Genomic DNA, 23,906 nt, shown 5'->3' on the forward strand with positions numbered 1-23,906 from the left:
AGCCCGCGCGTTCGCGCCGGAACTGTCCCCGGAACGCCACCCCGGTGGTAGGCTCGCTGCGGTCGTATATGATATCCACTTTCCCCACCGAGGCCGTCCGCGTGCCCCTGTCCCGCTTCAACCCGCCCAATCTCGGCCTCGCCCCGTCCGCCTCGGAGATCATCGCCAAGCACCTGCGCGAGGCCATCGTCGCCGGGCAGTTCGCCGAGGACGAGCCGATCCGCCAGGACGACATCGCCCGCCTGTTCAACGTCAGCAAGATTCCCGTGCGCGAGGCCCTCAAGCGCCTGGAGGCGGAAGGGCTGGTGGTGTTCCAGCGCAACAAGGGCGCGGTGGTGACCCGTATCTCCGAGCCGGAGCTGGCGCAGATGTTCGAGGTGCGGGTGCTGCTGGAAGTGCAGGCGATTCGCCTGGCGATCCCCAACATGAGCGCGGCCACCTTCGCCCGCGCCGAGGGCATCTGCGAGGAGTTCATCGGCGAGGAGGACGTGGGGCGCTGGGCCGAGCTGAACTGGGAGTTGCACACCTGCCTCTACGAGCCGGCCCAGCGGCCGTTCCTGCTGGGCCTGATCCGCTCCATCCACGACAAGCTGGAGCGCTACCTGCGCCTGCAGATGAGCCTGTCGGAAGGCAAGGCGCGGGCCGACCATGAGCACCGCGACATCCTCGACGCCTGCCGCGCCGGCGACGCCGACCGCGCCGCGGCGCTGATCGAGGATCACATCGTCGGCGTCTGCCGCACCCTCTACGAGCACCTGCCGAACCGGCCCGCGGCCGGCTGAGCCCCGAGCACCGCCCACCGCAGTCCCCGCCGGCCGCCTCGCGTACCGGGGCGCCGCCGTGCCTGCCGCGCCCTGCCGTTGTGCCGATTTCGTCTCGCGGCCGGCCGAAACGCATCAAGCCGCTGCCCGCGCGAACCGCCACCCTTGGCCCATCCTTTCCCGCGCAGGCCGACCCATGAAACGCATCCGTGTCCTCGATTCCCATACCGGTGGCGAGCCCACCCGCCTGGTGCTGGACGGCTTTCCCGACCTGGGCCAGGGCAGCATGGCCGAACGCCGCCAGCGGCTCGCCGAGCAGCACGATGCCTGGCGCGCCGCCACCGTCCTGGAGCCCCGCGGCAGCGACGTGCTGGTGGGCGCGCTGCTCTGCGAGCCGGTGGACCCGCAGGCCTGCGCCGGGGTGATCTTCTTCAACAACACCGGCTACCTGGGCATGTGCGGCCACGGCACCATCGGCCTGGTGGTGTCCCTGGCCCACCTGGGGCGCATCGGCCCCGGCGTGCACCGCATCGAGACGCCGGTGGGGACCGTGGAGGCGACCCTGCACGACGACCGCTCGGTGAGCGTGCGCAACGTGCCGGCCTACCGCTACCGCAAGGCGGTCGGCGTGGAAGTGCCGGGCCACGGCACGGTCGTGGGCGACATCGCCTGGGGCGGCAACTGGTTCTTCCTGGTCAGCGACCACGGCCTGCCGGTGGCCGGCGACAACCTGGAGGCCCTCACCGCTTATACGGTGGCGGTGCAGCAGGCCCTGGACGAGCAGGGCATCCGCGGCGAGGACGGCGGGCTGATCGACCACATCGAGCTGTTCGCCGACGACGCCGAGGCGGACAGCCGCAACTTCGTGCTGTGCCCGGGCAAGGCCTACGACCGCTCCCCCTGCGGCACCGGCACCAGCGCCAAGCTGGCCTGCCTGGCGGCCGACGGCACGCTGCAGCCGGGCCAGCTGTGGCGCCAGGCCAGCGTGATCGGCAGCCAGTTCGAGGGCCACTACGAGCCCGCCGAGGGCGGCCGCATCATCCCCACGATCCGCGGCACCGCCCACCTCAGCGCCGAGGCCACCCTGCTGCTGGACGAGGACGATCCCTTCGCCTGGGGCATCCGCCCGTGAGCCCGGCGCAGGCGCGGGCCGACGTCATCGTCGTCGGCGCCGGCATCGTCGGCAGCGCCTGCGCCCATGAGCTGGCCCGGCGCGGCCTGGACGTGCTGGTGCTGGACGACCGCCGCGGCGGCGCCACCGCCGTGGGCATGGGCCACCTGGTGGCGATGGACGACAACCCGGCGGAACTGGCCCTGAGCGCCTGGTCCCTGGAGCTGTGGCGGCACCTGGCGCCGGACCTGGACGACGCCAGCGCCTACCGCAACTGCGGCACCCTCTGGCTGGCCGCCGACGACGTGGAAATGGCCGCCGCCGACGCCAAGCGCGCCACCCTCGCCGCCCACGGGCTGGACTGCCAGCTGCTGGGCGCCCGCGCCCTGGCAACCGCGGAACCGGCCCTGCGCGATGGCCTGCACGGCGCCCTGCGGGTGGCCGGCGACGGCATCCTCTACGCCCCCAACGCCGCGGAATGGCTGCTGGCCAAGGGCGGCGCGCGGATCATCCGCCACGCGGCGCAGGTCGTGCAGGTCTGCGGCAACCTGGTGCGCCTGGCCGACGAGCGCTGGCTGCGGGCCGACGCGGTGGTCCTGGCCAACGGCATCCACGCCGCGGACCTCTGCCCGGACCTGCCGCTGCGGCCGAAGAAGGGCCACCTGCTGATCACCGACCGCTACCCCGGGCGCATCCATCACCAGTTGGTGGAGCTGGGCTACGTCACCAGCGCCCACGCCAGCGAGGGCACCTCGGTGGCCTTCAACGCCCAGCCGCGGCCCACCGGGCAGATCTTCCTCGGCTCCTCGCGGCAGTTCGACACCCTCGACCGACGCGTCGAGGGCCCGGTGCTGGCGCGCATGCTGCGCCGCGCCCTGGACTACCTGCCGGGCCTGGCCGGGCTCAACGCCATCCGCAGCTGGACCGGCTTCCGCGCCGCCAGCCCGGACGGCCTGCCGCTGCTGGGGCCGCACCCAGGGCAGCCGGGGCTATGGCTGGCGGTGGGCCACGAGGGCCTGGGCGTCACCACCGCGCCGGCCAGCGCCCGGCTGCTGGCGGCGCAGCTGTTCGACGAGCGTCCCCCCATCGATCCCACCCCCTACCAGCCGCAGCGCTTCCCCCTGGCGCAGTCCGCCGTGCCCGCCCAGGAGGCCCGCCCATGATCGACGTCCACCTCGACGGCCGCCCCTTGCGGGTCGCCCCCGGCACCACCGTGGCCGCGGCCCTCTGCCTGGGCGGCGACGGCAGCAGCCGCACCTCGGTGGGCGGCCAGCGCCGCGCACCGTTCTGCGGCATGGGTGTCTGCCAGGAATGCCGGGTGGAAATCGACGGCCAGCGCCGCCTGGCCTGTCAGACCCTGTGCCAGCCCGGCATGCGCGTGGAGACCCGGCCATGAGCGAGCACTACGACCTGCTGATCGTCGGCGCCGGCCCGGCGGGCATGGCCGCGGCCCTGGCGGCCGCGCCCAGCGGCGCGCGCATCGCCCTGCTGGACGACAACCCGGTGCCCGGCGGGCAGATCTGGCGCGACGGCCCCGGGGCGCACCTGCCGCCCCTGGCGCGGCGCCTGCGCGACGGCCTGGAGCGGCACGCCATCCCGGTGTGGAGCGGCACCCGGGTGGTGGCCGCCGCCGGTCCCCAGGCGCTGCTGCTGGAAGACCCGACCCGCGGCTGGCGGGTGCGCTACGACCGCCTGATCCTCTGCACCGGCGCCCGGGAGCGGCTGCTGCCGTTCCCCGGCTGGACCCTGCCGGGGGTCACCGGCGCCGGTGGCCTGCAGGCCTTGATCAAGGGCGGCCTGCCGGTGGCCGGCGAGCGCCTGGTGATCGCCGGCAGCGGCCCGCTGCTGCTGGCCAGCGCGGCCACCGCCCGTGCCGCCGGCGCGCACCTGCTGCGCATCGCCGAGCAGGCGCCCCTCGCTGCCCTGGCCCGCTTCACCGCGGGCCTGCCGCGCTGGCCGGGCAAGGCCCTGCAGGCGGCGCGGCTGTTCGATCACCGCTACCGCGCCGGCAGCCATGTGCTGGAAGCCCTGGGGGACGACCGCCTGGAAGGCGTGCGCCTGTGGCAGGACGGCAGCACCGTGGAACTGGCCTGCGAGCGCCTGGCCTGCGGCTTCGGCCTGGTGCCCAACACCCAGCTGGCCGAGGCCCTGGAATGCGCGCTGCGGGACGACGCGGTGGCGGTGGACGACTGGCAGGCCACCTCCCGCCCCCACCACTACGCCGCCGGCGAATGCACCGGCTTCGGCGGCAGCGAGCTGGCCCTGGTGGAAGGCGCCATCGCCGGCCACGCGGCCGTGGGCGAGCAGACGCAGGCGCGCCGGCTGTTCCCGCGCCGGCAGCGCTGGCAGCGCTTCGCCGACGCCCTGGCCCGGGACTTCGCCCTGGACCCGCGGCTGAAGACCCTGGCGCGACCGGACACCCTGGTGTGCCGCTGCGAAGACGTGCCCTACGCCGCCCTGGCCGGGCGTGACGGCTGGACCGATGCCAAGCTGGTCAGCCGCTGCGGCATGGGCGCCTGCCAGGGGCGCATCTGCGGCGGCGCGGCCCGCGTGCTGTTCGGCTGGACCCCGCCGGCGCCGCGCCCGCCGCTGTCGCCGGCGCGCATCGAGACCCTGCTGTGCCTGGAGGACGAGGCCTGAGGAGCGGCCGCTGCGGCGGCCGACCGTGGCCCTGAGCGCTGGCACATCGGCAGCGGGCTTGTCACACTGCGGCCCCCGCATCCGTGGCAGGCTCCCGGCCGTGATCGCTCCGCTGCTCGACTCCGCTCACGAAGACCTCGCGCACCTGCTGGCCCATCTGCAGCAGGTGGCGCCGCTGCTGGACGCAATGCCGGGGGTGGTGTTCTTCGTCAAGGACCCCCAGGCGCGCTACGTGATGGTCAACCGCACCCTGGCCCAGCGCTGCGGGGTGAAGGCTCCCGCGGCGCTGCTGGGCAGAACCGCCGAGGAGGTCTTCCCGTCGCGCTTCGGCCCGCTCTACACCGAGCAGGACCGCCGGGTGCTGGAGGGCGCGCACCTGGCGGACCAGCTGGAGCTGCACCTCTACCCCGGGCGCCAGGCCGGCTGGTGCCTGACCCACAAGCTGCCGCTGCGGGATGCCGGCGGGGCCATCGTCGGCATGGCCGGCATTTCCCACGACCTGCCGGGCGCCCAGTCCAGCCACCCGGCCTACCGGCAGCTGGCGGCGGTGGACGCCCACATCCGCCAGCACTACGCTCGGGCCATCAGCCTGGCGGAGCTGACCGCCATCGCCGGGCTTTCGGTGGCGCAGCTGGAGCGCCACTGCAAGCGCATCTTCCAGCTCACCCCGCGGCAGATGATCCACAAGGCCCGGCTGGGCGCGGCGTCCCAGCTGCTGGCGGAGGAGACGCTGCCCATCACCGAGATCGCCCTGCGCTGCGGCTACACCGACCACAGCGCCTTCAGCCGGCAGTTCAAGGCGCTCACCGGGCTCTCCCCCAGCCAGTACCGCGAGACCCGCCGCGGGTAGCGCCGGCGCGCTCCCGACCGCGCGCCGCGTGAGCGGGCAGGTCGTAACGCCGCTGCTCCCTTTTGTAGCACCCCGGTGTTCCCGCGCTTTCCCGGAAGGCATCGCCGACCGCCGCCCTCTTCCTCCCCATCGCGGTCCAGCAGCGCCAACCGACTGAAAAGAAACGGGTTTGCGATTTTCTTCCGCGTGCCGTCGCCAAGACGCCACAAGCCGGCACACGCCTTGCAAAACGAATAACGTATACGAAATATCAGATGTCTCACCGCTTCCTAGCCACGAGGTCTTCATGAACACGAAAACCCTTGCCGTAGCCCTGAGCGCCGTACTGACCACCTCCCTGGCGAACCTGGCCCAGGCGGACAAGCTCGACGACATCATCGAATCCGGAAAACTGCGCTGCGCGGTGACCCTGGACTTCCCGCCCATGGGCTTCCGCGACGACAAGAACGCCCCCGCCGGCTTCGACGTCGACTACTGCAACGACCTGGCGAAGGTCCTCGGGGTCGACGCCGAAGTGGTGGAAACGCCCTTCCCCGACCGCATCCCCGCCCTGGTTTCCGGCCGCGCCGACGTGATCGTCGCCTCCACCTCCGACACCCTGGAACGGGCCAAGACCGTGGGCCTCACCGTGCCCTACTTCGCCTTCCAGATGGTGGTGCTGACCCGCGAGGACACCGGCATCAACGGCTTCGACGACCTCAAGGGCCGCCCGGTGGGCAACACCAGCGGCACCTATGAGGCGATCGCCCTGGAGAAGGACGTGAAGCGCTGGGGGAACGGCAGCTTCCGCGCCTACCAGAGCCAGAACGACACCATCCTGGCGGTCACCCAAGGCCACATCGACGCCACCGTGGTGACCAACACCGTGGCCGCCGCCACCCTCAAGTCCGGCAAGTACAAGGGCCTGAAGATCGCCGGCAACGCGCCCTACGTCATCGACTACGTGTCCCTGGCGGGCAAGCGCACCGAGTACGGCCTGCTCAACTACCTGAACCTGTTCGTCAACCAGCAGGTGCGCTCTGGCCGCTACGCCGAGCTGTACGAGAAGTGGGTGGGCGGCGAGCCGATCAACCTCACCGTGCCCGGCGTGTACTACTGAGCCTCGCCGGCGGCGCCCGCCGCCGGAACCCAACCCGGTTCGCCCGGCCGCCCGGCGCGGGCCGGGTCTCCCAATCGAGAGTCCACGATGCCTGAGATTTCCTTGCAGGGCCGTGTCCTGGTCGGTGGCGCGGCCCACGGCGAGCTGCTGTACGCCGACGTCGGCCTGAGCTTCTGGGGCGGCATCGACCCGTTCAGCGGCGAAGTGATCGACCGCCACCATCCCCTCAGCGGGGCCATCGTCACCGGCCGGGTGCTGGCGATTCCCAGCGGCCGCGGCTCCTGCACCGGCAGCAGCGTGATGCTGGAGCTGATCCTCAACGGCCATGCGCCGGCCGCCCTGCTGCTGGAGCAGGTGGACGACATCCTCACCCTCGGGGTGATGGTGGCCGAGCAGCTGTTCGGCCGCGCCATCCCGGTACTGGTGCTCGGCCCCGAGGGCTTCGCCGCCCTGGCCGGGCAGCGCCAGGTGCGGATCGACGGCTCGCGGGTCGAGGCCGGCGCTGCGCTCGCCACGCCCGCCCCGGCGGCTTCCGCCTCCCGCGAGCCACAAGCGACCTGGACGCCGCGCCTGGCCCTGACCGACGGCGACCGCGCATTGCTGACCGGCGAGCACGGCAAGGCCGCCCAGGCGGCCATGGGCATCGTCCTGCGCATGGCCGAGCTGCAGGGCGCCGAGGAGCTGCTGGATGTCACTCAGGCCCACATCGACGGCTGCATCTACACCGGCCCGGCCAGCCTGCGCTTCGCCCGGCAATTGGTGGACTGGGGCGCCCGGGTGCGGGTGCCGACCACCCTCAATTCCATTTCCGTGGACCAGCGCCGCTGGCGCGAGCAGGGCATCGACGCCGCCTTCGGCGAGCCGGCCGCCGCCCTGGGCGACGCCTACATGGCCATGGGCGCGCAGCTCAGCTTCACCTGCGCGCCGTACCTGCTGGACAGCGCGCCCCAGGCCGGCGAGCAGATCGTCTGGGCCGAATCCAACGCGGTGGTCTACGCTAACAGCGTGCTCGGCGCGCGCACCCTGAAGTACCCGGATTACCTGGATATCTGCATCGCCCTCACCGGCCGCGCGCCGCGCATCGGCTGCCACCTGGCGCCGCAGCGCCACGCCCGCCTGCACATCCAGCTGCCGCCCCTGGGCGAGCTGGACGATGCCTTCTACCCGTTACTGGGCTACCACGTCGGCCTGCTCTGCGGCAGCGAGATCCCGGTGATCGAGGGGCTGGAGCAGGCCGCGCCGGACACGGACGCCCTCAAGGCCTTCGGCGCCGCCTTCGCCACCACCTCCGCCGCGCCGATGTTCCACATCGCCGGGGTGACCCCGGAGGCCGCCACCCTGGAGCAGGCCCTGGGCGGCCAGGCCCCGCAACGGACCCTGCGCATCGAGGCGGCGGACCTGCTGCGCAGCTGGCACGAGCTGAACAGCGCCCAGGAGCCCCGGGTCGATCTGGTTTCCCTGGGCAACCCGCACTTTTCCTTCAGCGAGTGCGCGCAGCTCGCCGCCCTTTGCGCCGGCCGCCGCAAGCACCCCGACGTGGCCCTGGTGGTGGCCTGCGGCCGGGCGATCCACGAGCGCGCCCGGCAGGCCGGGCACGTCTCCGCCCTGGAGGCCTTCGGCGTGCAGTTCGTCACCGACACCTGCTGGTGCATGCTCGGCGAGCCGGTGATCCCGCCGGGCGCCCGCACCCTGATGACCAATTCGGGCAAGTACGCCCACTACGCGCCGGGGCTGGTCGGCCGACCGGTGCATTTCGGCAGCCTGGCCGCCTGCGTCGAGGCCGCCTGCAGCGGCGTCGCCAGCGACCGCCTGCCCGCCTGGCTGCAAGCGGGCGCCGCCCGGGAGATCCCTGTTCATGTTTGACTACAGCTTCCACTGGCGCGCCGCCTTCAAGGCGCTGCCGGACATGCTGGCCGGCGCCTGGGTGACCTTCGAGACCGCCGCCCTGTCGATGGTCTTCGGCGTGCTCATCGCCCTGCTGCTGACCCTCATGCGCCAGGGCAAAAACCCGGCGCTGCGGGGGTTCGCCGCGACCTGGATCTCCATCGCGCGCAACACGCCCTCGCTGTTCCAGATCTACATCCTCTACTTCGGCCTGGGCGCCTTCGGCCTGCACGTCAGCTCGTGGATCGCCCTGCTCGCCGGGATCACCTTCAACAACGCCGGCTACCTGGCGGAGAACTTCCGCGGCGGGCTCAAGGCGGTGCCGGACACCCAGCTGCGCGCCGCCCGCTCCCTGGGCATGAGCGCGCCCCAGGCCTACCGGCTGATCGTCATCCCGCAGCTGCTGCGGGTGGTGTTCTACCCGCTGACCAACCAGATGGTCTGGGCGGTGCTGATGACCTCCATGGGGGTGATCGTCGGCCTCAACGACGACCTCACCGGCGTCACCCAGGACTACAACGTGAAGACCTTCCGCACCTTCGAGTTCTTCGCCCTGGCCGCCGCCCTGTACTACCTGATCGCCAAGGCGATCGTGGCGGTGGCCCGTCTGCTGGCCTGGCGCCTGTTCCGCTACTGAGGGCATGACCATGTTTTCCACGAGCCTCACCTGGAACGACCTGCAGTTCCTGCTCCAGGGCGCCTGGGTCACCATCCTGCTGACCCTCGCCTCCATCGCCATCGGCACCCTGATGGGAGTGGTCTGCGGCCTGCTGCGGGCCCTGCTGCCGCGGGCCACGCTGCCCCTGGCCTGGCTGCTGGATGTGTTCCGCAGCGTGCCGCTGCTGATCCAGTTCGTGCTGTTCAACGCCTTCAAGAGCATCGCCGGGCTGAACATCAGTGCCTTCAGCGTGGCCTGCGTGGTGCTGGGCATCTACGCCGCCGCCTTCTGCACGGAGATCGTCCGCAGCGGCGTGCTCTCGGTGCCCCTCAACCTGCGCCGCGCCAGCCGTTCCCTGGGCCTGAGCTACACCCAGGACCTGCGCTACATCGTCCTGCCCATGGCCACCCGGGTGGCCTTCCCCGGCTGGCTGAACCTGGTGCTGTCAGTGATGAAGGACACCGCGCTGGTGATGTGGATCGGCATCGTCGAGCTGCTGCGGGCCTCGCAGACCATCGTCACGCGCATTCAGGAGCCGCTGCTGGTGCTGTGCATCGCGGGGCTCATCTACTACGTCATGAGCCTGGTGGTGGCCCGCCTGGGCGCCCGTCTGGAATCGAGGTGGCAGGAAAATGATTGAGATCGACAACGTACACAAATCGTTCGGCGAGCTGGACGTGATCAAGGGCGTCAGCCTGACGGTGAACAAGGGCGAGGTGGTGTCGATCATCGGCGGCTCCGGCTCCGGCAAGTCCACCCTGCTGATGTGCATCAACGGCCTGGAATCCATCAAGCGCGGCAGCATCCGCGTCGACGGCACCGAGGTGCACGCCCCGGGCACCGACCTGAACAAGTTGCGGCAGAAGATCGGCATCGTCTTCCAGCAATGGAACGCCTTCCCCCACCTGACGGTGCTGGAGAACGTGATGCTGGCGCCGCGCAAGGTGCTGGGCAAGAGCCGCGAGGAGGCCGAGGCCCTGGCGGTGAAGCAGCTCACCCACGTCGGCCTGGGGGACAAGCTCAAGGTGTTCCCCGGCAAGCTCTCCGGCGGCCAGCAGCAGCGAATGGCCATTGCCCGCGCCCTGGCCATGTCGCCGGACTACATGCTGTTCGACGAGGCCACCAGCGCCCTCGACCCGCAGTTGGTGGGCGAGGTGCTGGACACCATGCGCCTGCTGGCCGAGGAAGGCATGACCATGGTCCTGGTGACCCACGAGATCCGCTTCGCCCGGGACGTGTCGGACCGCGTGGCGTTCTTCCGCAATGGCCTGGTGCATGAGATCGGCACCCCCGACCAAGTGATCGGCAACCCGCAGCGACCGGAAACCGCCGACTTCCTCAAGTCGGTGAACTGATCGCCCCTTTCGTCCTTCCAGGAGACCCGACCGTGCGTTCATCGAAAGTCATCCATGTGGTCAGTTGCCATGCCGAAGGCGAGGTCGGCGACGTGATCGTCGGCGGCGTCGCGCCGCCCCCGGGCGAGACCCTCTGGGAGCAGTCGCGCTGGATCGCCCACGACGACGTCCTGCGCAACTTCGTGCTCAACGAACCCCGCGGCGGGGTGTTCCGCCACGTCAACCTGCTGGTGCCGCCGAAGGACCCCCGGGCGCAGATGGCCTGGATCATCATGGAGCCGGCCGACGTGCCGCCCATGTCCGGCTCCAACTCCTTGTGCGTGGCCACGGTGCTGCTGGACAGCGGCATCCTGCCCATGACCGAGCCGCAGACCCGGCTGACCCTGGAGGCGCCCGGCGGGCTGGTGGAAGTGGTCGCCGACTGCCGCGACGGCAAGGCCGAGCGGGTCGAGGTGAAGAACGTGCCGTCCTTCGTCGACAAGCTGGACGCCTGGATCGAGGTGGAGGGCCTGGGCTTGCTGCAGGTGGACACCGCCTATGGCGGCGACAGCTTCGTCATCGTCGACGCCCAGCGCCTGGGCTTCTCCCTGGTGGCCGACGAAGCCGCCGACCTGGTGGCCACCGGAATGAAGATCACCCGCGCGGCCAACGAGCAGCTGGGCTTCGTCCACCCCCTGAACCCGGACTGGGACCACCTGTCCTTCTGCCAGATCGCCTCCCCGCTGAGCTACGAGAATGGAGTCGCCACCGGCGCCAACGCGGTGGTCATCCGCCCCGGCAAGATCGACCGCTCGCCCTGCGGCACCGGCTGCTCGGCGCGCATGGCCGTGCTGCACGCCAAGGGCCAGCTGCAGGTGGGCGAACGCTTCATCGGCCGCTCCATCATCGGCTCGGAATTCCACTGCCGGATCGACTCCCTCACCGAGGTGGCCGGGCGTGCGGCGATCTACCCGTGCCTATCCGGGCGCGCCTGGATCACCGGCACCCACCAGCACCTGCTGGACCCCAGCGACCCCTGGCCCACGGGCTATCGCCTGTCCGACACCTGGCCGGTGGGCGTGCAACCCTGATCCCGAGCGCCGTCGCCGACGGCGCCAGGAAGACCGGCGCACGGCCCATTGCCGGCGCCACCCGACCAGACGGCCGCGCGCCGATGGTCGGACGGCACGGAGACGCCCCTGGCAATCCGTGCCTCTTGCAGTATCGTATACGAAATACATTATTCAGCCCGGAGGCTACCCCATGAGCAGAAGCGTCAACTGGAGCGGTGTGTTCCCCGCCGTCACCACCCAATTCAATGCCGACTTCTCCATCAACCTGGAGGCGACCCACGAAGTCATCTCCAACGTGATCCGCGATGGCGTGTCGGGCCTGGTGGTCTGCGGGTCGGTGGGGGAGAACACCTCCCTGACCGCCGAGGAGAAGATCGCCGTCACCGAGGTGGCGGTGGACGCCTCCAAGGGCCGCGTGCCGGTGATCTGCGGCGTCGCCGAGTTCACCAGCGTGCAGGCGGCCAAGGTGGCCAACGCGGTGCGCAAGGCCGGGGTCGACGGGGTGATGCTGATGCCGGCGCTGGTCTACGGCTCCAAGCCCTACGAGACCGCCGAGCACTACCGCTACGTGGCGAAGCACGCCGACGTGCCGCTGATGGTTTACAACAACCCGCCCATCTACAAGAACGACGTCACCCCGGACATCCTGATTTCCCTGGCCGACTGCGACAACGTGGTGTGCTTCAAGGATTCCTCGGGCGATACCCGCCGCTTCATCGACGTGCGCAACGAAGTGGGCGACCGCTTCATCCTCTTCGCCGGCCTCGACGACGTGGTGCTGGAAAGCCTGGCGGTGGGCGCCGAGGGCTGGGTCTCAGGCATGTCCAACGTGTTCCCCAAGGAAGGCGAGACCATCTTCCGCCTGTGCAAGGCCGGGCGCTTCGCCGAAGCCATGCCGATCTACGAGTGGCTGATGCCGATCCTCCACCTGGACGCCCGCGCCGACCTGGTGCAGTGCATCAAGCTCTGCGAGGAACTCGCCGGCCGCGGCAGCGCTCTGACCCGTCCGCCGCGCCTGGCGCTGCGCGGCGACGACCTGGCCCACGTCCAGGCGATCATGGCCAAGGCCCTGGCCAACCGCCCGAGCCTGCCGGACGTGGGGCTCTGATCCACCGCCGGTGACAGGCCCGCACTCCTTCGGTCGGGCCACGGCCGGCGCAGCCATTCGCGCGACCCGTGGTGGACGGAGCCGTCACCACGCCGGCGCCCCGGGCGGGAACGCGGGCGCCGCGCGGGCTAGCGGGATCGCCCTGCGCGCACAGCTCCCCTCCCCCTTGGAAACCGGCCCGTCGCCTGGCGGCCGGCTTCCCGGCCCCTCCCTCGCTCCCCGGTTCTCAGGAGACCTTCATGCAGCTACTCGGCCACAACTACATCGGCGGCACCCGCAGCGCCGCGGGCGACGTGCACGTCCACAGCCTGGACGCCAGCACCGGCGAACGCCTGCCCTACACCTTCCACCAGGCCAGCCCCGCGGAGGTGGATGCCGCGGCCCGCGCGGCGGCGGACGCCTACCCGGCCTATCGCGCGCTGCCGGCCGCCCGCCGCGCCGACTTCCTCGACGCCATCGCCGCCGAACTGGACGCCCTGGGGGACGACTTCGTCGCCCTGGTCTGCCGCGAGACCGCGCTGCCCGCCGGGCGCATCCAGGGCGAGCGCGGCCGTACCAGCGGGCAGATGCGCCTGTTCGCCCAGATGCTGCGCCGCGGCGATTTCCACGGCGCACGTATCGACCGCGCGCTGCCCGAACGCCAGCCCCTGCCGCGCCCGGACCTGCGCCAGTACCGCATCGGCCTCGGCCCGGTGGCGGTGTTCGGCGCCTCCAACTTCCCCCTGGCGTTCTCCACCGCCGGCGGCGACACCGCCGCGGCCCTGGCTGCCGGCTGCCCGGTGGTGTTCAAGGCCCACAGCGGCCACATGGCCACCGCCGAGTGCGTGGCCGACGCCGTCCTGCGGGCGGCCGAGCGCACCGGCATGCCCGCCGGGGTGTTCAACATGATCTATGGGGGCGGGGTCGGCGAGGCCCTGGTCAAGCACCCAGCGATCCAGGCGGTGGGCTTCACCGGCTCCCTGCGCGGCGGCCGCGCCCTGTGCGACATGGCGGCGGCGCGCCCGCAGCCGATCCCGGTGTTCGCCGAGATGTCCAGCATCAACCCGGTCCTGCTGCTACCCGCGGCCCTGGATGCCCGGGGCGAGGCCATCGCCACCGAACTGGCCGCCTCGGTCACCCTGGGCTGCGGGCAGTTCTGCACCAACCCGGGGCTGGTGATCGGCCTGCGTTCGACGCCCTTCTCCCGCTTCCTGGACGACCTTGCCGCGCGCCTGGGTGCGCAACCGGCGCAGACCATGCTCAACGCCGGCACCCTGCGCAGCTATGAGAACGGCCTGGCCGCACTCCAGGGCCACCCGGGCATCCGCCACCTGGCAGGGGCGCCGCAGCAGGGCAACCAGGCCCAGCCGCAGCTGTTCCAGGCGGACGTCTCGCTGTTGCTGGACGGCGACCCGCTGCTGCAGGAGGAAGTCTTCGGCCCCGCCACGGTGGTGGTGGAAGCCGCCGACAAGGCCGAGCTGGTGCGCGCGCTGCACGGCCTGCATGGCCAGCTCACCGCCACCCTGATCGCCGAACCGGCGGACCTGGACGCCCACGGCGAACTGCTGGCACTGCTGGAACAGAAGGCCGGGCGGGTGCTGTTCAACGGCTACCCCACCGGCGTGGAGGTGTGCGACGCCATGGTTCATGGCGGCCCCTACCCGGCCACCTCCGACGCCCGCGGCACCTCGGTGGGCACCCTGGCCATCGACCGCTTCCTGCGCCCGGTGTGCTACCAGAACTGCCCCGATGCGCTGCTGCCGGACGCCCTGAAGAACGCCAACCCCCTGGGCCTGCTGCGCCTGGTGGATGGCCAGCCGAGCCGCGACCCGCTGTAGGCTCGGTATCCCTGCCCGGCCATGCGGCGGCCGGGCGCTTTTCCATCGGATGGCGGCCGGCTCAATGAGTCGGCAGGTCGGCAGGTCGGCAGGTCGGCAGGTCGGCAGGTCGGCAGGTCGGCAGGTCGGCAGGTCGGCAGGTCGGCAGGTCGGCAGGTCGAGGCTGCCGGGGTCGAAGACGAAAGGGAAGCGATATACGCCTCAGGCCCAGGCCGGCTCGACACCCCCGTGAGGCGCCGAGTCCATCCGGGCGCGATTTGCTCATTCAACGGCTCGGCGAGAGCTGCCCGCCTCAGCGCAGCAGGGCGCGCAGGTCCTCGTACAGTTTTTCCGGGATCTCCACACCGTCTTTCAGGCTGCGGGCCCGCGCCTCATAGCGTCGTTGCGACGGCAACCGCGCACCCTGGTCTTCGATGCCGGCGAACAGCGCCTCGGCGCGGGCCAGATGCTCGTCCACCGCATCGCCGAGGAAACGCTTCGGGTCGAGGGCGATGATCAGCTCGCCGTGGTAGGGGGACGAACCGGTGCCGGCATCCCAGGCCTGGGACTCGACGCTGGTCAGGTCGCCGATCAGCGGGCCGGCGATCAACTCCACCATGGCCGACAGCGCCGAGCCCTTGTGGCCGCCGAAGGTCAGCATGGCGCCCTTCAGCACGGCGCTGGCGTCGGTGCTCGGCTGGCCCTCGACGTCGATGCCCCAGCCCAGGGGAATCGCCTTGCCGGCGCGTTCGTGGAGCTGGATCTCGCCCCGGGCGATGGCACTGGTGGCGAAGTCGAAGATGAACGGATCGCGCCCCGCGCGCGGCCAACCGAAGGCGATGGGGTTGGTGCCGAACAGCGGCTTGCGCCCGCCGGCCGGCGCCACCCAGGCATGGCTCGGCGTGCACGCCAGGGCCACCAGGCCGGCCTCGGTGAGCACCTCCAGCTCGGCCCACAAGGCGGAGAAATGCACGCAGTGGTTGATGGCCAGCGCCGCGATCCCGGCCTGCCGGGCTTTCTCCACCAAGACCGGCACGCCGCGCTGGAACGCCACCTGGGCGAAACCACCACGGGCATCCACCCGCACGATGGCTGGCGCCTGGTCGATCACCTCGGGCTCCGCGTCCGGGACCACCTTGCCCGCCCGCAGCGTGTCGATGCAGCCCAGCAGCCGCCACAGGCCATGGGAGGCGCACGCATCGCGCTCGCCGGCGAACACCGCGTCGGCCACCGCCTGCACGTGGTCCTCGGCGAAACCGTGATGGCGCAGGATGGCCTCGGCCAGTTGGTGGACCTCGTCCAGGCTCAGTCGGATCATGGGCATTCCTCGGGTCGCGGCTGAAAACCCCTAAGGTGCCGGCTTATGCCCGCGCCCGCTTGACCGCTTTCCCGTCGAAACGCGACGAATTCGGCACAGCCCGCGATCAGGCCCTGAGCCGCTGCCGCGCATCCTCCCCACGCCGCCCACCCGGCCCGAACCGCTCGCCGGCCAGCTCCGGGAAATCGCTCAACTCCTGCTGCAACCGGCGCGTCTCGTTGTACGACTCCACCGCGCGGCGCCAGGCCATCCGCCGCTTGTCCTCCAGCTTCGCCCGCGCCTTGCGATCCATCGGCTCCGCCTGCCCGGCCATGGTGTAACGGTCATGATCACGCGACATGTGCGCTCTCCCGATCCGAGGGGAGCTTCAGTGTGGGGGCGGTTGGTTACAGATTTGTGTAGGAAGATGCCTGGAGCGTTGATCTGCCAAATGGGAATATAGTGAGCGAAGCTTGAAATGCCTGCTTTTATAATGAAAGTTCAAAGCGATCACAAAAAAATCGGTAAACTGCACGCAGTTACAAAGCGTTGAAAGCCCTATATAAATCTAATTCTTTTTGAAAAATAACAGATATCCCCCAGGAAGCACCGCAACAAGAAAATCCCTGTTTTCAAATAGGGTATCGAATGGAGGCTGACATTCATCAGCGGGCCACACGGCTTCAATTTCTGTTATCACGTGCTCAAGCGGGATGTTTTCCTCTTCGAAAAGCATGGAATAAATCTGAGCAGATTTTTTCGACATCCAGTGCTCAGTGGGCGTTCTATCATGCCTTGCAATTTCAGCCGAGCAATAGCCCGGTATTTCTAAGTGCTGACCCGTCAACTGTATAGTCAGGCCTTCATAACGCTTGATCGCTTCAACCCTGCTTTGCTTATCCGAGTCTTCATGAAGGACGTCGTTTTCAGATACAGTGAAGTATGTCCAATTCTCTGTTTCCGCAGAGAAAGCAAAGCAGGTAGCTAATGAAAATACAAAAAAAGCAAATAGCCTGATCAGCTCGAAAGACATTTTCATGTCCTTGTTTTCAGTGCGTTGCATCATAAATTCCTTTTAGGAATAGATTGACCTCGGACTGCCTTCTCTTGACTAACCCCTTGATGCCTCCGCTCGTAATATCCAAGAGCTCAACCGCCGCTTCACTATAGGCTCCTGAATTCAATTTTTTCTTTAACTGAGGCGCCGATTCTCTAGCCAGGTATCTGGCACCACAATTGAAAAGGAGCGAGATCAAAGCGTCATATTCATATTGAAAAAGCTTGGCTGTAATGGCATCCCGTAGCCCTTTTTCAAATTCGGGGTATGCGCTTTTCAAAAAGCTGATCTGCTTGTTGTGGGGTGATGCCATTTCTATATTCCGGCGGCAACGTTATTCTTTCACAGCGATCCTTCGCTATCAGCTCTCCGTAGCCTATCGTGCAATAGCCCTTTGCATCGTTGTAAGCACGGGGACTGAAAACCTCCCAGGCCTTGATAATGGATTTTCCTTCCAATCTCAACTCATTTATATCCGTTCTTTGCTTCCGCGTAGTTTCGTAAACAGGAATTTCTTTTGAGGCGCTGCCAGACAAAAAAGTCCTCAGCTTCAACCAATTGTAGTTATCGAAACGAAGAGCAGTATTTGATTGAGAGACCACGGCAAAATTGGTAACGCCCAAATAAAGGCCTGATGTAGCATCAGGCAAAAGTAACGTTTCTCCATTAAGAGAAAATGCATCACATAAGCAGGGCAGTGGACCCAAACTCTGGAGCGCAGGCCTCATAACTTTTTTCAGTTTAAGTACGCGACCAGTCCCTATGGATAGAAAGGTTTAACGCCTGGGGGGCTATACAAATAGCCCTTTAATCCAGCTCGCGGCAAGTTATATTCATTTCCGTTGATAATATAGAATTCCATTTTTTACCTGTCAGGCCTACAGGCCTTATTTAAAAGAAACTCTCGAGAATTAAGGTTCCTCCACCTGCTTCACCGTCTTCGGCGACAGCCGCAAGCTGCGCAGGCTGCGTTTGACGCTCTTGAGGTGGTTGACCAGGCTGGGGCCGCGGGCCATGGCGACGCCCATGGCGAGGACGTCGATGACCACCAGGTGGGCGATGCGGGAGGTCAGGGGGGTGTAGATCTCGGTGTCTTCCTGGACGTCGATGGCCAGGTTGACGGTGGCGAGGTCGGCCAGGGGGGTCTGGCTGGGGCAGAGGGTGATCAGGGTCGCGCCGGATTCGCGCACCACGTTGGCGGTGATCAGCAGGTCCTTGGAGCGGCCGGACTGGGAGATGCAGATGGCCACGTCGGTGGGCTTGAGGGTGACCGCGGACATGGCCTGCATGTGCGGGTCGGAGTACGCCGCCGCGGTGAGCAGCAGGCGGAAGAACTTGTGCTGGGCATCGGCCGCCACCGCGCCGGAGGCGCCGAAGCCGTAGAACTCGATGCGCTGGGCGTGGGCGATCGCGGCGATGGCGCGCTCCAGGGCCTGGGGGTCGAGGCGCTCGCGCACTTCCATCAGGGTGTGCAGGGTGGTGTCGAAGATCTTCAGGCTGAAGTCGGTGACCGAGTCGTTCTCGTGAATGGCGAATTGGCCGAAGCTGGCGCCGGCGGCGAGGCTCTGGGCCAGCTTCAGCTTGAGGTCCTGGAAGCCGCTGCAGCCGATGGCGCGGCAGAAGCGCACGATGGTCGGCTCGCTGACCCCGACGCTGCTGGCCAGGTCGGCCATGGAGCTGTGCATCACCGCCGCCGGGTCGAGCAGCACGTGGTCGGCGACCTTGAGTTCCGACTTGCGCAGCAGGTGGCGGGATTGGGCGATGTGTTGCAGCAGGTTCACGGGAGTCTCTGTCATGGGTCGGTACGCCGCGTGCCGGGCCGGCAGACACGCCTGAGTGGGCCTTGAGTCGGCTATGATCGCCGCACGGCGGGCTGTAGTGGTCTTGTAGTTATACTACAAGAACCCTTGCACCCCCAAACCAACGCACGCGGAGGCCTCCCTTGACGACACCCTGCGACATGCTGGTATTCGGCGGCACCGGCGACCTGGCGCTGCACAAGCTGCTGCCCGCCCTCTATTACCTGCACCACGAGGGGCGCCTGCACCCGCAGACGCGGATCATCGCCCTGGCCCGCCAAGCCCGGGAGCGCGACGCCTTCCGGGCGCTGGTGGAACGGCACTGTCGGGCCCAGGTGGCCCGGGCCGATTTCGATATCGACTCCTGGCGCGACTTCGCCGAGCGCCTGGACTACCACGCCATCGACGCCTCCCAGCGCGCGGACTTCGATCGCCTCGCCCGTCGCCTGGGCCCGGCGGAGGGGCGGGTGCGGGTCTACTACCTGGCCACCGCGCCCGACCTGTTCGAGGACATCGCCGCCCACCTGGCCAGCGCCGGGCTGGCCGGCCCCGAGGCGCGTATCGTGCTGGAGAAGCCCATCGGCCACTCTCTGGAATCGGCCCGGGCGATCAACGTGGCCATCGGCGCGGTCTTCGACGAATCCCGTGTGTTCCGCATCGACCACTACCTGGGCAAGGAGACCGTGCAGAACCTCATGGCACTGCGCTTCGCCAACGCGCTGTTCGAGCCGGTCTGGCGCGCCGGGCACATCGACCACGTGCAGATCAGCGTCAGCGAGACCCTCGGGGTGGAGAACCGCGGCAGCTACTACGACCACGCCGGGGCGATGCGCGACATGGTGCAGAACCACCTGATGCAGCTGCTCTGCCTGGTAGCCATGGAGGCCCCGGTGCGCTTCGACGCCGAGTCGGTACGCAACGAGAAGCTGAAGATCCTCGAGGCGCTGCGGCCCATCGCCGGCCTCGACGTGAAGGACAAGACGGTGCGCGGCCAGTACGGCGCCGGCACCATCGGCGGCCATGACGTGCCGGCCTACTACTTCGAGAAGAACGTCGACAACGACAGCGACACCGAGACCTTCGTCGCGGTGCAGGTGGACATCGACAACTGGCGCTGGGCCGGGGTGCCGTTCTACCTGCGCACCGGCAAGCGCATGGCGAAGAAGGGCTCGCAGATCCTCATCCAGTTCAAGCCGGTGCCGCACCGGCTGTTCGAGGGCGGCGAGGCCAACTGCCTGCTGATCCGCCTGCAGCCGGAAGAGCGCATCAGTGTGCAGCTGATGGCCAAGAGCCCGGGCAAGGGCATGCGCCTGACCCCGGTGGAGCTGGACCTGAACCTGGCCCAGGCCTTCCCCCAGAAGCGTCGCTGGGACGCCTACGAGCGGCTGTTGCTGGACGTGATCGAGGGTGACTCGACGCTGTTCATGCGCCGCGACGAAGTGGAGGCCGCGTGGCGTTGGGTCGACCCGATCCTGCGCGGCTGGCAGGAGCACTACCAGAGCCCGCGGCCCTACGCCGCCGGCACCAGCGGCCCGGAGCAGGCCCACAACCTGCTGGAGCGCCACGGCCACGCCTGGCTGGAGTGAATGCCCGGCGTGCGCCGGGGGCTATGCAGGCGCGGGGAAGACCCTCCGCGCCCGCGGGCGGCTACCAGGGCGCCAGGCCGTAGCTCAGCGGCGCCAGCAGCACGAACCCGGCGGCATAGGGCAGCAGCAGCCAGGGGGCATGGCGGGCCAGCAGCGGGACCCGCGACACCAGCCAGGTCAGGGCGATGAGGCTGAACACCAGGGCCGGCAGGTAGTGGTGGATGAACATCACCCGGTCGATCAGCGCGAACGGCAGCCAGTTGGCCAGGTAGCCCAGCAGGGCCAGGGACGCCACCCGGTCGCGCCACAGCGGCGGGTGCAGCAGCAACGCCAGGGCCAGCAGCGCCACGGCGGCCGAGCCGCTCCACCAAAGCAGCGGGTTGCCCTTGAGCTGGATGCTCGTCTCGCCTCGCTGCCAATACCCCAGGGCCTTCTCGTCCAATGGCCATTCGTACCAGTGGCTGCTGAACGGATGGCCACTCATGCGCAGGTTCGCCAGGTACATCTCCCGGTTCAGTTCCGCGAAGCGGCCGAAGAACGACAGCGGCGGGATGTCGGTGCGGGCCTTGAAGGGCGAGTCCTCCAGCGTCTGCTGAAAGGCCGGCGAGACGTAGACGTTGCCCGGGCCCGAGCGCGGCAGCAGCTGGAAATGCACGGCGAACACCAGCACGTAGACCAGCGCGCCGCCAGCGAGCATGACCGCGCCGGTCTTCGACACACCGTCCAGGCGCCGCTCGCCGCGCATGAATGCCAGGTAGTCCAGGAACATCGGCAACAAGACGAAGGGCAGCGCCACCCATTTCACCGAGATCGCCGCCCCGGCCAGGGCCGCACTGCCCAGCAGCCAGCGCCAGCCGCCGCGCTCCCGGTAGAGCAGGTAGCAGAACAGCGAGCCGAAGCCGAACGCCAGCAGGAACACGTCGAAGAACAGGAAGCGCGACTGCACCAGCAGCGCGTTGTCCAGCAACAGCAGGCCGGCCCCCAGCACGGCCAGGCGCCGGCGGCGGAACAGCCGGTAGAACAAGCCGTAGCCCAGCAGCGGCAACAGGCTCCCCACCAGGCCGGGCAGAAAGCGCAGCAGCAGGTAGTCGTCGTCGGGGAATTCCAGGTTCCACGGCGTGCCGAAGGGCACCGGCTTGCCGCCGGCCAGGGCGTAGAACCCCGCCACCAGCAACCGCGCCAGGGGCGGATGGGTGTCGAAGTAGAAGGTGCCGGTCAGGTAGGACGACAGGTATTCGGCGAAGTAGACCTCGTCGATCGCCGCGGAATGGGGGTGGCCGAACCACAGGAAGCGGCTGACCAGCGCCGCCACCAGCAGGCCGGCCAGCGGGATCAGGTGCGACCGGCTTAGGTGTGACCGGCTCAGGTGCGATCGGTTGAGGGTCCGCCCGACCAGGCGCAACCATCCCGCGTTCACCTGATTCCGGTGCGCTTCGCCCGGGTATGACCGATCGAGGCGGGGCGTGGTCGAGGCGGGCCCGCTCAGGGACTGCAGGCAGCGGGCGATGAAGGTCATGGGGTCGTACTCCGGAACGACAGGCGCGGCATCATACCGGCGAAACGCCAGCAACGCGGCGGCTTCTCACGCCGCGCCCTGGGCCGCCGCGCCACGGGTGGTGGCGCCGTCCAGGTAGCGCATCAGCAGGCCGTATTCCGGGTCGACCTCCGCCGGCAGCGGCAGGTACAGGGTGTAGCCGTCCCCCAGGGCCACGTCGGTACGCTCGCCGTAGGCGCTCTCCAGGGCCGGCAGCCGGAAGTCGTGGTTGCCCGTCGGGGTCATCAGTTGCAGGCGGTCGCCTACGGCGAAGCGGTTTTTCACCCGCACCTCGGCCAATTCGCCACGGCGCTTGCCGGTCAGTTCGCCGACGAACTGCTGACGCTCCGACAGGGAGTAGCCATGGGCGTAGTTCTGGTATTCGTCATGCACGTGGCGGCGCAGGAAGCCTTCGGTGTAGCCGCGGTTGGCGAGGGATTCGAGGGTGTCCATCAAGCGCATGTCGAAGGGCCGCCCGGCCACCGCGTCGTCGATGGCCTGGCGATACACCTGGGCGGTGCGGGAGACGTAGTAGTGGGACTTGGTGCGGCCCTCGATCTTCAGGGAATGCACGCCCATGCGCACCAGGCGCTCCACGTGCTGCACGGCGCGCAGGTCCTTGGAATTCATGATGTAGGTGCCGTGCTCGTCCTCGAACGCGCTCAGGGGCTCGCCCGGGCGGTTGCCATCCTCCAACAGGAACACCTGCCCGGTGCTCGGCCCGCAGCCCAGGGTCGGCTCGACGATGGCCCCCAGTTCGTCCTCCGCCCCGGGGCGCGGCGCGTACTGCCAGCGGCAGGCGTTGGTGCAGGCGCCCTGGTTGGGGTCGCGGCGGTTGAGGTAGCCGGACAGCAGGCAGCGCCCGGAATAGGCCATGCACAGGGCGCCGTGGACGAACACCTCCAGCTCCATGCCCGGCACCTGGGCGCGGATCTCCTCGATCTCCTCCAGCGCCAGCTCCCGGGACAGGATCGCCCGGGTCAGGCCCTGGCGCCGCCAGAACTCCACGCTCGCCGCGTTCACCGCGTTGGCCTGCACCGACAGGTGCACCGGCATCGTCGGGTGCTGCTCGCGCACCAGCATGATCAGCCCGGGGTCGGACATGATCAGCGCATCCGGGCCCATTTCCAGCACCGGCGCCAGGTCCTTGAGGAAGGTCTTCAGCTTGGCGTTGTGGGGGGCGATGTTCACCACCACGTAGAACTGCTTGCCGGCGGCGTGGGCCTCGGCGATGCCCTCGGCCAGGTGAGCGTGGTCGAACTCGTTGTTGCGCACCCGCAGGCTGTAGCGCGGCTGGCCGGCGTAGACCGCGTCGGCGCCGTAGGCGAAGGCGTAGCGCATGCTTTTCAGGGTGCCGGCGGGGGACAGCAGTTCGGGGCGGTGCAGGGTCGTGGGCATCGTGGCGGGTCGGCAGGAAACGCAGGGGCGGCGATTCTAGACAGCCGCGGCCGCGCCGCCATTGACCCAGGTCTATGCCGGTGCCAGGCCCTCAGGCGTCGTGGCCCGGTCCCGCGTCCGCCAGGTGGATGTGGGAGCGCAGCGCGTAGCGGCTGCCGGGGTGCCAGAGCCGGGCGACGCTCACCAGCCGGCCGCCGCTCCAGGTGCGGCGCAGCAGCAGCAGGCACGGCTCGTCCCCGGCGATCCCCAGCAGGTCCCGCTCCCGCGGCCCGGGCAGGCGCGCGCTGAGCAGGTGCTCGACGTCGGTCAGCGGGCAGGTACGGGTCAGGTGCTGGTTCGGGGTGATGCGCAGGAAGTCTTGCTCCAGGTAGTCCGGGCACAGTGCTGGATTGACGTGGCGCTCCTCCAGCTGCACCGGCACTTCGTTCTCGCAGTGCACGATCAGGCTGTGGAACACCGGCTCAGCCAGGCGCAGCCCCAGGCGCTGGGCGATGTCCTCGTCGGCGCTGACCTGCACCAGGGTCACCACCCGGGCGCTGTACTGGTGGCCGCGGTTGCGGATTTCCTCGGCGATGTTGCGGATCTCGGTGAGGGGCGACTCCGCCCGCGGCTCGGCGATGTAGGTGCCGTCGCCGACGAAGCGCTGCACCACGCCGGCGTCCGCCAGCTCGCGGATGGCGCGGTTCACCGTCATCCGGCTGACCCCGAACTGCCCGGCCAGGCTGGTCTCCGCCGGGATTCGGTCGCCCGGGCGCAGCGCGCCGTCACGGATCGCCGCGAGGATGTGGGTCTTGATGCGCAGGTACTGGGGTTGCGGCCCGGGGATGTCCATGGGCCATAGCATAACCGCTGGCGGCCAGCCTGCGCGGCGGCCGTGCTATGGTCGCCGCTCCCCCGCCCCGTCCGGACGCCCCCGTGCCC

Annotated in this window: 24 protein-coding genes; 15 read left to right on the forward strand and 9 right to left on the reverse strand. The window is 69.0% G+C overall.

What is annotated here, in order from left to right; genetic code table 11:
- Positions 1-68: 68 nt before the first annotated feature.
- The 14 genes from FM069_RS17765 to FM069_RS17830 all read left to right on the forward strand — a co-directional run bounded on the left by FM069_RS17765 (position 69) and on the right by FM069_RS17830 (position 14,335).
- Positions 69-782 (forward strand): GntR family transcriptional regulator, encoded by a 714-nt coding sequence (locus tag FM069_RS17765; protein WP_143489722.1) that lies wholly within the window; start codon positions 69-71, stop codon positions 780-782.
- A gap of 175 nt (positions 783-957) precedes the next feature.
- On the forward strand, positions 958-1,893 hold the full coding sequence (locus FM069_RS17770) for a 4-hydroxyproline epimerase (RefSeq protein ID WP_143489723.1): 936 nt from the start codon (positions 958-960) through the stop codon (positions 1,891-1,893).
- Positions 1,890-3,035: an NAD(P)/FAD-dependent oxidoreductase gene (locus FM069_RS17775; RefSeq protein WP_143489724.1), complete on the forward strand. Its 1,146-nt coding sequence runs from the start codon at positions 1,890-1,892 to the stop codon at positions 3,033-3,035. Before FM069_RS17770 ends, FM069_RS17775 begins: the two co-directional genes overlap by 4 nt.
- The gene (locus FM069_RS17780; RefSeq protein ID WP_143489725.1) at positions 3,032-3,268 is read left to right on the forward strand and encodes a (2Fe-2S)-binding protein; all 237 of its coding nucleotides are present in this window, start codon (positions 3,032-3,034) and stop codon (positions 3,266-3,268) included. Before FM069_RS17775 ends, FM069_RS17780 begins: the two co-directional genes overlap by 4 nt.
- Complete coding sequence (locus FM069_RS17785; RefSeq protein WP_143489726.1) at positions 3,265-4,512, forward strand: NAD(P)/FAD-dependent oxidoreductase; 1,248 nt, start codon at positions 3,265-3,267, stop codon at positions 4,510-4,512. Before FM069_RS17780 ends, FM069_RS17785 begins: the two co-directional genes overlap by 4 nt.
- 103 nt (positions 4,513-4,615) lie before the next feature.
- Entirely contained in the window at positions 4,616-5,362 is a 747-nt protein-coding gene (locus FM069_RS17790) for an AraC family transcriptional regulator (protein ID WP_407681595.1), read from the forward strand.
- Between the two features lie 286 nt (positions 5,363-5,648).
- Positions 5,649-6,461 carry an ABC transporter substrate-binding protein gene (locus FM069_RS17795; RefSeq protein ID WP_143489727.1) on the forward strand — a complete coding sequence of 271 codons (813 nt, stop codon included), beginning with the start codon at positions 5,649-5,651 and terminating at the stop codon, positions 6,459-6,461.
- Positions 6,462-6,548: 87 nt separating this feature from the next.
- On the forward strand, positions 6,549-8,324 hold the full coding sequence (lhpI, locus tag FM069_RS17800; protein WP_143489728.1) for a cis-3-hydroxy-L-proline dehydratase: 1,776 nt from the start codon (positions 6,549-6,551) through the stop codon (positions 8,322-8,324).
- On the forward strand, positions 8,317-8,982 hold the full coding sequence (locus FM069_RS17805; RefSeq protein WP_143489729.1) for an amino acid ABC transporter permease: 666 nt from the start codon (positions 8,317-8,319) through the stop codon (positions 8,980-8,982). The genes lhpI and FM069_RS17805 overlap by 8 nt, the downstream gene beginning before the upstream one ends.
- A 10-nt stretch (positions 8,983-8,992) precedes the next feature.
- A complete protein-coding gene (locus tag FM069_RS17810; protein ID WP_143489730.1) occupies positions 8,993-9,643 on the forward strand; it encodes an amino acid ABC transporter permease in 651 nt (216 codons plus the stop codon).
- Positions 9,636-10,358, forward strand: coding sequence for an amino acid ABC transporter ATP-binding protein (locus FM069_RS17815; RefSeq protein ID WP_143489731.1), 723 nt, complete (start codon positions 9,636-9,638; stop codon positions 10,356-10,358). Before FM069_RS17810 ends, FM069_RS17815 begins: the two co-directional genes overlap by 8 nt.
- Positions 10,359-10,390: 32 nt before the next feature.
- Positions 10,391-11,428: a trans-3-hydroxy-L-proline dehydratase gene (locus tag FM069_RS17820; RefSeq protein WP_143489732.1), complete on the forward strand. Its 1,038-nt coding sequence runs from the start codon at positions 10,391-10,393 to the stop codon at positions 11,426-11,428.
- Between the two features lie 172 nt (positions 11,429-11,600).
- Positions 11,601-12,518, forward strand: a complete 918-nt coding sequence (locus tag FM069_RS17825; protein ID WP_143489733.1) for a dihydrodipicolinate synthase family protein — start codon at positions 11,601-11,603, stop codon at positions 12,516-12,518.
- 239 nt (positions 12,519-12,757) lie between these two features.
- Positions 12,758-14,335, forward strand: a complete 1,578-nt coding sequence (locus FM069_RS17830; protein ID WP_143489734.1) for an aldehyde dehydrogenase (NADP(+)) — start codon at positions 12,758-12,760, stop codon at positions 14,333-14,335.
- Positions 14,336-14,627: 292 nt separating this feature from the next.
- Here FM069_RS17830 and FM069_RS17835 read toward each other — a convergent pair whose 3' ends face one another.
- The 6 genes from FM069_RS17835 to hexR all read right to left on the reverse strand — a co-directional run bounded on the left by FM069_RS17835 (position 14,628) and on the right by hexR (position 18,449).
- A complete protein-coding gene (locus FM069_RS17835; RefSeq protein WP_143489735.1) occupies positions 14,628-15,632 on the reverse strand; it encodes an Ldh family oxidoreductase in 1,005 nt (334 codons plus the stop codon).
- Positions 15,633-15,738: 106 nt separating this feature from the next.
- Positions 15,739-15,972 carry a PA3496 family putative envelope integrity protein gene (locus FM069_RS21925; RefSeq protein ID WP_233282079.1) on the reverse strand — a complete coding sequence of 78 codons (234 nt, stop codon included), beginning with the start codon at positions 15,970-15,972 and terminating at the stop codon, positions 15,739-15,741.
- A gap of 207 nt (positions 15,973-16,179) precedes the next feature.
- Positions 16,180-16,674, reverse strand: a complete 495-nt coding sequence (locus FM069_RS17845) for a hypothetical protein (protein ID WP_143489736.1) — start codon at positions 16,672-16,674, stop codon at positions 16,180-16,182.
- A complete protein-coding gene (locus tag FM069_RS17850) occupies positions 16,661-16,981 on the reverse strand; it encodes a lysozyme (protein WP_143489737.1) in 321 nt (106 codons plus the stop codon). Before FM069_RS17850 ends, FM069_RS17845 begins: the two co-directional genes overlap by 14 nt.
- Positions 16,923-17,396 carry a glycoside hydrolase family protein gene (locus tag FM069_RS22385; RefSeq protein ID WP_143489738.1) on the reverse strand — a complete coding sequence of 158 codons (474 nt, stop codon included), beginning with the start codon at positions 17,394-17,396 and terminating at the stop codon, positions 16,923-16,925. The genes FM069_RS17850 and FM069_RS22385 overlap by 59 nt, the downstream gene beginning before the upstream one ends.
- 183 nt (positions 17,397-17,579) lie before the next feature.
- Positions 17,580-18,449: a transcriptional regulator HexR gene (gene hexR, locus FM069_RS17860; protein ID WP_143489739.1), complete on the reverse strand. Its 870-nt coding sequence runs from the start codon at positions 18,447-18,449 to the stop codon at positions 17,580-17,582.
- A 179-nt stretch (positions 18,450-18,628) separates the two neighbouring features.
- On the opposite strand from hexR, the gene zwf reads away from it, so the two are divergent.
- A complete protein-coding gene (gene zwf, locus FM069_RS17865) occupies positions 18,629-20,053 on the forward strand; it encodes a glucose-6-phosphate dehydrogenase (protein WP_218570312.1) in 1,425 nt (474 codons plus the stop codon).
- Between the two features lie 61 nt (positions 20,054-20,114).
- On the opposite strand, the gene FM069_RS17870 is transcribed toward zwf, so the two are convergent.
- From FM069_RS17870 to hutC, 3 genes are all read right to left on the reverse strand, one after another.
- The gene (locus FM069_RS17870; RefSeq protein ID WP_143489741.1) at positions 20,115-21,569 is read right to left on the reverse strand and encodes a phospholipid carrier-dependent glycosyltransferase; all 1,455 of its coding nucleotides are present in this window, start codon (positions 21,567-21,569) and stop codon (positions 20,115-20,117) included.
- Between the two features lie 66 nt (positions 21,570-21,635).
- On the reverse strand, positions 21,636-22,985 hold the full coding sequence (trhP, locus tag FM069_RS17875) for a prephenate-dependent tRNA uridine(34) hydroxylase TrhP (RefSeq protein WP_143489742.1): 1,350 nt from the start codon (positions 22,983-22,985) through the stop codon (positions 21,636-21,638).
- Positions 22,986-23,076: 91 nt separating this feature from the next.
- On the reverse strand, positions 23,077-23,817 hold the full coding sequence (gene hutC, locus FM069_RS17880; RefSeq protein WP_143489743.1) for a histidine utilization repressor: 741 nt from the start codon (positions 23,815-23,817) through the stop codon (positions 23,077-23,079).
- Between the last annotated feature and the right edge of the window lie 89 nt (positions 23,818-23,906).

Origin of the sequence: Pseudomonas mangiferae, assembly GCF_007109405.1 — a bacterium.
GTDB lineage: Bacteria > Pseudomonadota > Gammaproteobacteria > Pseudomonadales > Pseudomonadaceae > Pseudomonas_T > Pseudomonas_T mangiferae.

What these genes read in the sequence shown, in the direction of transcription:
- FM069_RS17765 (WP_143489722.1), top strand. Translation starts at nt 69, where the DNA reads ATGATATCCACTTTCCCCACCGAGGCCGTCCGCGTGCCCCTGTCCCGC.
- FM069_RS17770 (WP_143489723.1), top strand. Translation starts at nt 958, where the DNA reads ATGAAACGCATCCGTGTCCTCGATTCCCATACCGGTGGCGAGCCCACC.
- FM069_RS17780 (WP_143489725.1), top strand. Translation starts at nt 3,032, where the DNA reads ATGATCGACGTCCACCTCGACGGCCGCCCCTTGCGGGTCGCCCCCGGC.
- FM069_RS17785 (WP_143489726.1), top strand. Translation starts at nt 3,265, where the DNA reads ATGAGCGAGCACTACGACCTGCTGATCGTCGGCGCCGGCCCGGCGGGC.
- FM069_RS17795 (WP_143489727.1), top strand. Translation starts at nt 5,649, where the DNA reads ATGAACACGAAAACCCTTGCCGTAGCCCTGAGCGCCGTACTGACCACC.
- lhpI (WP_143489728.1), top strand. Translation starts at nt 6,549, where the DNA reads ATGCCTGAGATTTCCTTGCAGGGCCGTGTCCTGGTCGGTGGCGCGGCC.
- FM069_RS17805 (WP_143489729.1), top strand. Translation starts at nt 8,317, where the DNA reads ATGTTTGACTACAGCTTCCACTGGCGCGCCGCCTTCAAGGCGCTGCCG.
- FM069_RS17810 (WP_143489730.1), top strand. Translation starts at nt 8,993, where the DNA reads ATGTTTTCCACGAGCCTCACCTGGAACGACCTGCAGTTCCTGCTCCAG.
- FM069_RS17815 (WP_143489731.1), top strand. Translation starts at nt 9,636, where the DNA reads ATGATTGAGATCGACAACGTACACAAATCGTTCGGCGAGCTGGACGTG.
- FM069_RS17825 (WP_143489733.1), top strand. Translation starts at nt 11,601, where the DNA reads ATGAGCAGAAGCGTCAACTGGAGCGGTGTGTTCCCCGCCGTCACCACC.
- FM069_RS17830 (WP_143489734.1), top strand. Translation starts at nt 12,758, where the DNA reads ATGCAGCTACTCGGCCACAACTACATCGGCGGCACCCGCAGCGCCGCG.
- FM069_RS17835 (WP_143489735.1), bottom strand. Translation starts at nt 15,632, where the DNA reads ATGATCCGACTGAGCCTGGACGAGGTCCACCAACTGGCCGAGGCCATC.
- FM069_RS21925 (WP_233282079.1), bottom strand. Translation starts at nt 15,972, where the DNA reads ATGTCGCGTGATCATGACCGTTACACCATGGCCGGGCAGGCGGAGCCG.
- FM069_RS17845 (WP_143489736.1), bottom strand. Translation starts at nt 16,674, where the DNA reads ATGCAACGCACTGAAAACAAGGACATGAAAATGTCTTTCGAGCTGATC.
- FM069_RS17850 (WP_143489737.1), bottom strand. Translation starts at nt 16,981, where the DNA reads ATGGCATCACCCCACAACAAGCAGATCAGCTTTTTGAAAAGCGCATAC.
- FM069_RS22385 (WP_143489738.1), bottom strand. Translation starts at nt 17,396, where the DNA reads ATGAGGCCTGCGCTCCAGAGTTTGGGTCCACTGCCCTGCTTATGTGAT.
- zwf (WP_218570312.1), top strand. Translation starts at nt 18,629, where the DNA reads ATGCTGGTATTCGGCGGCACCGGCGACCTGGCGCTGCACAAGCTGCTG.
- FM069_RS17870 (WP_143489741.1), bottom strand. Translation starts at nt 21,569, where the DNA reads ATGACCTTCATCGCCCGCTGCCTGCAGTCCCTGAGCGGGCCCGCCTCG.
- trhP (WP_143489742.1), bottom strand. Translation starts at nt 22,985, where the DNA reads ATGCCCACGACCCTGCACCGCCCCGAACTGCTGTCCCCCGCCGGCACC.
- hutC (WP_143489743.1), bottom strand. Translation starts at nt 23,817, where the DNA reads ATGGACATCCCCGGGCCGCAACCCCAGTACCTGCGCATCAAGACCCAC.